Raw genomic sequence first — 6618 nt, 5'->3', positions numbered from 1 at the left:
CCACGCTCGCTTCGCGGCACTCGCCAAGAAATGGGCGCCGCGCCCGCGGAAACCCAAATAACCCTACGTCAACGCCGCCTTCCGTCGGCGCTTACCTTGTTTCAGCATCCATATCGCCATTCGCACCGAAGCCTTCGAAGGCGCGATGGATATCCTATCGCACCACCGCCACGTCCGCGACTGCGGCCCGATGGATGCTGAAACAAGTTCAGCATGACGGATATGCCTATGCGAGCGTCCTCCCCAGAAAAGGAGGATTACTATTCCGGCTTCGCGCTGATCGTCAGGCCGGTGAAGCGGGCGAGGAAGGCGTAGCTGTCGGCATATTCGTCGATCAGCTTGTCGACTGGCTTGCCCGATCCGTGGCCAGCGCGGCTTTCGACCCGCAGCAGGCGGGGCCGGGCGCCCAGATCGGCGGCTTGCAGGGCAGCGGCATATTTGAAGCTGTGGGCGGGAACCACCCGGTCGTCGGTATCGGCGGTGGTGACCAGGATCGCGGGATAATCCTTGCCCGACAAGATGTTGTGATAGGGCGAATAGCCGTAGAGCAGCGGAAAATCCGCCGCCTTTTCCGGCGATCCATAATCGTCGACCCAGTAACGGCCGGCGGTGAAACGGTCGAAGCGGAGCATGTCCATCACCCCCACGGCCGGCAGCGCGGCGGCGAACAGGTCGGGCCGCTGGTTCACCACCGCGCCGACCAGCAGTCCGCCATTGGACCGCCCCTCGATCGCCAGCCCGTCCTTTGGCGTATAGCCATTGGCCTTGAGCCATTCGCCCGCCGCGATGAAATCGTCGAACACATTCTGCTTGTTGGCGCCGCGCCCGGCATCATGCCACGCTTTGCCATATTCGCCGCCGCCCCGCAGATTGGCGATGGCATAGACGCCGCCTTGCTCAAGCCAGGCCATGCGCACCGCCGAATAGCCCGGCGTCAGGCTGATGTTGAAGCCGCCATAGCCATAGAGGATGGTCGGCGCGGCGATCGCCTGATCGGCCAGCCGCTTCTTGCGCAATATGGTGATCGGGATCATCGTCCCGTCCTTCGACGGATAGAGCCGCTGCTCCACGCCGAAATCATCCGGATCGAACGGCAGGTCGGGCTGGACAAAGATCTGGCTTTGCAGGGTCGTCGTGTCGAAGCGATAGATGCTGGACGGGGTGACGAAGCCCGAGAAGCTGAAGAAGGTTTCCGGGTCGCCCGCCCGCCCGCCAAAGCCCGCCGCCGTGCCAAATCCGGGCAGGGGCACATCGCTGACCTTGCGCCCGTCCAGCTCGACTAGTTCGGCCACCGTCTGCGCGTCGCTCATATAGGCCAGAATCATGCGATTGCCGACCAGCGATCCGCCCGCCAGCGTCTCGGATCGTTCCGCGACGATCTCCTGCGCGCGGCGACCAGGGCGGGCGGCGTCGAGCGTCACTACGCGCATATGGGCGGCGCGAGCGTCGGTCAGGAAGAACAGGGTCGATCCCCGGCTGCCGATCAGCCGCCAGTCATGGGCCGGCCCCTTGACCAGCAGACGCGGCCTGACCGGGCTGCCGTCCAGCATGGCGACATGAATCTCGCGGCGCGGGTCGATGCCCTGAAAGCTGTTGATGACCAGCCAGCGCCCGTCCCCCGTCACCTGGGCCTGATGGCTGAGCGTAGGGCGATCGGGCGTGGCATAGATCAACTGGTCCTGCGCCTGATCGGTGCCGACCCGGTGATAGAAGAGCTGCTGATCTTCGTTGGAGGACTGAAAGACCTGCCCCGCCTGTGGCGCGGCGAAGCGGGAATAGAAAAAGCCCTCGCCCCGACCATCCCAGGCAATTTGCGAGAATTTGACCCAGCGGACGGCATCGTCCAGCGCCTTGCCGCTGTCGACATCGATCAGACGGAGCGTGCGCCAGTCGCTGCCGGCATCCTGCACCGCATAGGCCAAATATTTGCCGTCGGGCGATGGCGCCCATTCGGCGAGCGCGCTGGCGCCATCCTTCGCCCAGTCGTTGGGATCGAGCAGCAGCCGTTGCTTCCCCGCCAGCCCTTCACGGACATAGAGCGGCGTCTGGTTTTCCAGCCCCTTGTTATAGCCATAGAAATACCGGCCACCGGCCTTGCGCGGGATGGTGTAGCGGCCATGCGAGAAAAGCGCCTGCATCCGCTTCTTGAGCGCGTCGCGCCCCGGCAGATCGTCGATATAGCGGCGCGTAAGACTGTTTTCCTGCGCCACCCAGTCGCTGACCGCCGGATCGGCGCGCAGGTCATTTTCCAGCCAGCGATAGGGATCGGCGACCTTCACGCCGAAATGATCCTCCACCAGATCCAGCCGCCTGGCGAGGGGATAGTGCAAGGCGTCCGGGTTGCCCGCCTCGATCGCCGCGCCATCGGGTGTGGCGGGCGCGGGCGCCGCCGCCAGCAATAGCAGCGGCAGGATCAGGGCAACGAGGCGCATCCTCTCTTTTTTCACTCTTTTCCAAACAGAACAGGCCGCGTTTCCCTAAGGAAGCGCGGCCTGTCCGTAAAGCATCCAGTCCGGAAGTCGACTTTACGCCTTTTCCAAGTCGGCAGGTGTTTCAACCGGCCTAGAAAAGGCTTGGGTCAGACCGGTCAGATCAAGCTTCTTCCAGCTCGTCCGCGTCGGCGCCCTGGACCGGACCGGAGTCCTGACCCTTGGCAGAAACGTCGCGGTCAACCAGTTCGATGATCGCCATCGGCGCGGCGTCCGAAGCACGGAAGCCAGCCTTGATCACGCGGGTATAGCCGCCGTCGCGATCCTTGTAACGCTCGGCCAGAATGTCGAACAGCTTGATGAGTTGCGCGTCGTCCTGAAGGCGGGCGTGGGCCAGACGACGGTTGGACAGGCCACCCTTCTTGGCGAGGGTGATCAGCTTTTCGACGTAAGGACGCAGTTCCTTGGCCTTGGCAGTGCCGGTCAGGATCTGCTCATGCTTGATGAGCGACGCTGCGAGGTTACGCAGCAGCGAGTTGCGGTGACCGGCGCTGCGCTGCAGCTTACGATGACCAACCTTATGACGCATGATATCTTCCTTCGTTCGTTAAGGGGCCGTTTCAGGTACCCCAGACCAGGCAGTGTTAAGGGCCACCGCCTTTCGCCCATTTCCTCCCCGGTACGGGGAGGGGAACTGCCGCCGCAGGCGGTGGTGGAGGGGGACCGCCTCGTGACGCAACCTGGCGTCATGCGGCTCACCCCCTCCGTCAGCCCTTCGGGCTGCCACCTCCCCGCAGGCGGGGAGGATTAACCAAGCAGCTCCTGTTCGAGCTTCTTGGCCATTTCCTCGATATTTTCCGGCGGCCAGCCGGGAATGTCCATGCCCAGACGCAGGCCCATGGACGACAGCACTTCCTTGATTTCGTTCAGCGACTTGCGGCCGAAATTGGGGGTGCGCAGCATCTCGGCTTCGGTCTTCTGGACCAGATCGCCGATATAGATGATGTTGTCGTTCTTGAGGCAGTTGGCCGAGCGGACCGACAGTTCCAGTTCGTCCACCTTCTTGAGAAGATAGCGGTTGATCTGGTTGGTGTCGCTCTCGCCTTCCGAAGTGGCGGCAGCAGCATGACCGGCGGCGGGCGCCGCGGCAGGCAGTGCGTCTTCGAAGTGGACGAACAGCTGCAACTGATCCTGAAGGATGCGGGCGGCATAGGCCACTGCATCTTCCGGCGTCACGGTGCCGTCGGTTTCCAGCGTCAGCGACAGCTTGTCATAGTCCAGTTCCTGGCCGACGCGGGTGTTATCCACCTTGTAGGCGACCTGGCGAACCGGCGAGTAGAGCGCATCGACCGGAATCAGACCGATCGGAGCGTCTGCGGGACGGTTGGCGACGGCCGGAACATAGCCCTTGCCGATGTCGGCAGTCAGTTCCATGTTCAGCGTTGCGCCCTGGTCCAGGTGACAGATCACCAGATCGGGGTTCATCACTTCGATGTCGCCGACGACGCTGATGTCGCCAGCCTTCACCACGGCCGGGCCGGTGGCGGACAGCTGAAGCCGCTTGGGGCCTTCGCCTTCCATGCGCAGTGCGACCTGCTTGATGTTCAGGACGATGTCGGTGACGTCTTCACGCACGCCGGCCAGCGACGAGAATTCGTGCAGGACGTTCTCGATCTTGATCGAGGTGACCGCCGCGCCCTGAAGCGAGGACAGAAGAACCCGACGCAGCGCGTTGCCGAGCGTCAGGCCGAAACCGCGCTCCAGCGGCTCGGCGACGAACGTCGCCTTGCGCTTGCCGTCACCCGAAACCTTGATTTCAAGGCTGTTGGGCTTCTTCAATTCCTGCCAGTTCTTCATGTTGACAGTCATGTATTTCCCCTGGGGATGGGCCGGAACGCTTATGAAATCCTGAACCCGACAGGACGTTCCGGCGATGCAAACGGGAAAACGGGCGACGCGTCCGCCGCCCGCATGTCATGCAGCGCTGCGTTTAGACGCGGCGACGCTTGGACGGACGCACGCCATTGTGCGGGATCGGCGTGACGTCACGGATCGAGGTGATGTGGAAGCCGACGGCCTGCAGGGCGCGCAGAGCCGATTCACGGCCCGAACCGGGGCCCTTCACTTCGACTTCGAGGGTGCGGACGCCATGTTCGGCGGCCTTGCGGCCGGCGTCTTCGGCGCACACCTGAGCGGCGTACGGGGTCGACTTGCGGCTGCCCTTGAAGCCCATCATGCCGGCCGAGGACCACGAAATCGCGTTGCCCTGGGCGTCGGTGATGGTCACCATGGTGTTGTTGAAGCTGGCGTTGACGTGCGCGACGCCGGCCGAGATGTTCTTGCGTTCGCGGCGCTTAATGCGCTGGGGTTCGCGTGCCATTTTGCTCTAATCCTACAAAAATCATTCAAAAGCAGAAGTTGTCGGAGGGTCTGTCCAGAGGACCAACCCTCAACGATTACTTCTTCTTACCGGCGATCGCCTTAGCCTTGCCCTTGCGGGTGCGGGCATTGGTGTGCGTGCGCTGACCGCGGACCGGCAGGCCCTTGCGATGACGCAGGCCGCGATAGCAGGCCAGATCCATCAGGCGCTTGATGTTCATCGCGGTTTCGCGACGCAGATCGCCTTCGACGGTCAGGTCGGCGTCGATCGCTTCACGGATCTGGAGGACTTCAGCGTCCGACAGGTCCTGAACGCGACGGGCATGGTCGATGCCCAGCTTGTCGGCGATGTCGACGGCGGTCTTGCGACCGATGCCGTGGATGTAGGTGAGCGCGATGATTACGCGCTTGTTGGTCGGGATGTTAACACCCGCAATACGTGCCATGGTATTAGTTTCTCCTGCTCCACAGGGTCAGCTTGCGCCGTCCCTATCTCAAAGCGTCAAGCCGGATTTCCCTGGCGAGGAAAAGCGGCCAATTACAAGGCCCCAGGACGCACAAAAGACGGCCAGTGCCAAAAGCACCGCCGCTCGCCGCGTTTAGGGGAAGGGGGCCTGTAGCGATTCGCCCCGAAATAGTCAATTGCCCTGCGGCCGGACGCATCGGGTCGGCGGCTCGACCCTTTTCGGGTTGAGCGGCGCGGGCCGCTCCGGCATGGAGGGGCATGCGCCTCATCCCGTCCTTCGCCGCCTTTGCGCCCTCGCTGGTCCTGCTGGCTTCCTGCGTCGGACCTGCGCCGCAACGGCCCGCACCCACGCCGCCGCCTGCAACGCGCCCCGTCGCACAGCCCCGCCCGGCGGCCGTTGCCCCGGCTCAGCCCGCACCTGTAGCGACGGAATGGCAGTATCGACCGGCCAGTCCGGGCAACTGGAGCTACCGCCCCGAAGCGGCGGGCAGTGTCGCTGTCTTCGGCCTGTCCGCCAGCGACGCGCGGCTGACCCTGCGCTGCGACCGGGCGAGTCGGCGCATCAGTCTGGCTCGCGCCGGTGTCGGCCAAGGCGCGATGATCGTGCGCACCAGCTATGGCGCGACCAGCTGGCCAGCCACGTCATCTGGCGGCGCGACGCCCCAACTCGTCGCCTTTCGTGCGGCCTCCGACACGGTGCTGGATCAGCTCGCCTATAGTCGGGGCAAGTTCGCGATCGAGGTGGCGGGGCAGGACACGCTGATCGTCCCGGCCTGGGCCGAAATGTCGCGGGTGATCGAGGATTGCCGGGGGTAGAGTCTTTTTTGGAAATGCGCCTCTGGCGCATCCGCCCCGCACCCCCCCACCCGACCAGACATGGCACCGTGATGGCTCGTCTGGGGAGGGTGCGGGGCGACGGCGCATCGAAAATGCCCCTTCTCGCGCATTTTCCGAAAAACCTTAGCGGAACGACGCGGTTCGGGCTGGCCCCGAGGACGCGGAATTATGATTCCAAAAAAGAAAATTACAAGTCTTGATCATAGCCTGCGTCTGATTCACATTTCCTCTCGTGGACCGGCCAAGGGTAGATCGAAGTCGGCCACTACGGGCTTCAACATAGCGAAAGGAGGTGATCCGATGTCTCATGGTTCAGCAATGGGGTCGGTTCAGTCCATTCGGGAAACGCGCCGCTGAGCGACGCCTTTAGCGTCGATCCGTCATCCGTCAGATATATCTGAGCGCCGACACACAGGCCGTGTCTGCGGGTGATCGATAGCGCGACCAACCGTTTCCTTCTGGCGGTGCTTCCGGCCGCTGACCATGTCAATGATGGGCCGTCGGGCA

General features: G+C 63.4%; 6 protein-coding genes. 1 reads left to right on the top strand and 5 read right to left on the bottom strand.

What is annotated here, in order from left to right; all coding sequences use genetic code 11:
* Positions 1 to 260 precede the first annotated feature (260 nt).
* From BMX92_RS21825 to rpsM, 5 genes are all read right to left on the bottom strand, one after another.
* Positions 261 to 2432: a prolyl oligopeptidase family serine peptidase gene (locus BMX92_RS21825; RefSeq protein ID WP_093020485.1), complete on the bottom strand. Its 2172-nt coding sequence runs from the start codon at positions 2430 to 2432 to the stop codon at positions 261 to 263.
* A gap of 160 nt (positions 2433 to 2592) precedes the next feature.
* Complete coding sequence (rplQ, locus tag BMX92_RS21820) at positions 2593 to 3018, bottom strand: 50S ribosomal protein L17 (RefSeq protein ID WP_093020483.1); 426 nt, start codon at positions 3016 to 3018, stop codon at positions 2593 to 2595.
* A 218-nt stretch (positions 3019 to 3236) separates the two neighbouring features.
* Positions 3237 to 4298 (bottom strand): DNA-directed RNA polymerase subunit alpha, encoded by a 1062-nt coding sequence (locus tag BMX92_RS21815; protein ID WP_093020481.1) that lies wholly within the window; start codon positions 4296 to 4298, stop codon positions 3237 to 3239.
* A gap of 121 nt (positions 4299 to 4419) precedes the next feature.
* The gene (gene rpsK / locus BMX92_RS21810; RefSeq protein WP_004208752.1) at positions 4420 to 4809 is read right to left on the bottom strand and encodes a 30S ribosomal protein S11; all 390 of its coding nucleotides are present in this window, start codon (positions 4807 to 4809) and stop codon (positions 4420 to 4422) included.
* 76 nt (positions 4810 to 4885) lie between these two features.
* Complete coding sequence (rpsM, locus tag BMX92_RS21805; protein ID WP_093020479.1) at positions 4886 to 5254, bottom strand: 30S ribosomal protein S13; 369 nt, start codon at positions 5252 to 5254, stop codon at positions 4886 to 4888.
* Between the two features lie 278 nt (positions 5255 to 5532).
* Here rpsM and BMX92_RS21800 point away from each other — a divergent pair, with 278 nt between their 5' ends.
* On the top strand, positions 5533 to 6090 hold the full coding sequence (locus tag BMX92_RS21800) for a hypothetical protein (protein ID WP_093020477.1): 558 nt from the start codon (positions 5533 to 5535) through the stop codon (positions 6088 to 6090).
* Positions 6091 to 6618: the final 528 nt, after the last annotated feature.

Origin of the sequence: Sphingobium sp. YR768, assembly GCF_900111125.1 — a bacterium.
In the GTDB taxonomy this organism is placed as follows: Bacteria; Pseudomonadota; Alphaproteobacteria; order Sphingomonadales; family Sphingomonadaceae; genus Sphingobium.
Note: the sequence above shows the minus strand (reverse complement) of the source record. Positions and strands in the feature narration are given on the sequence as shown.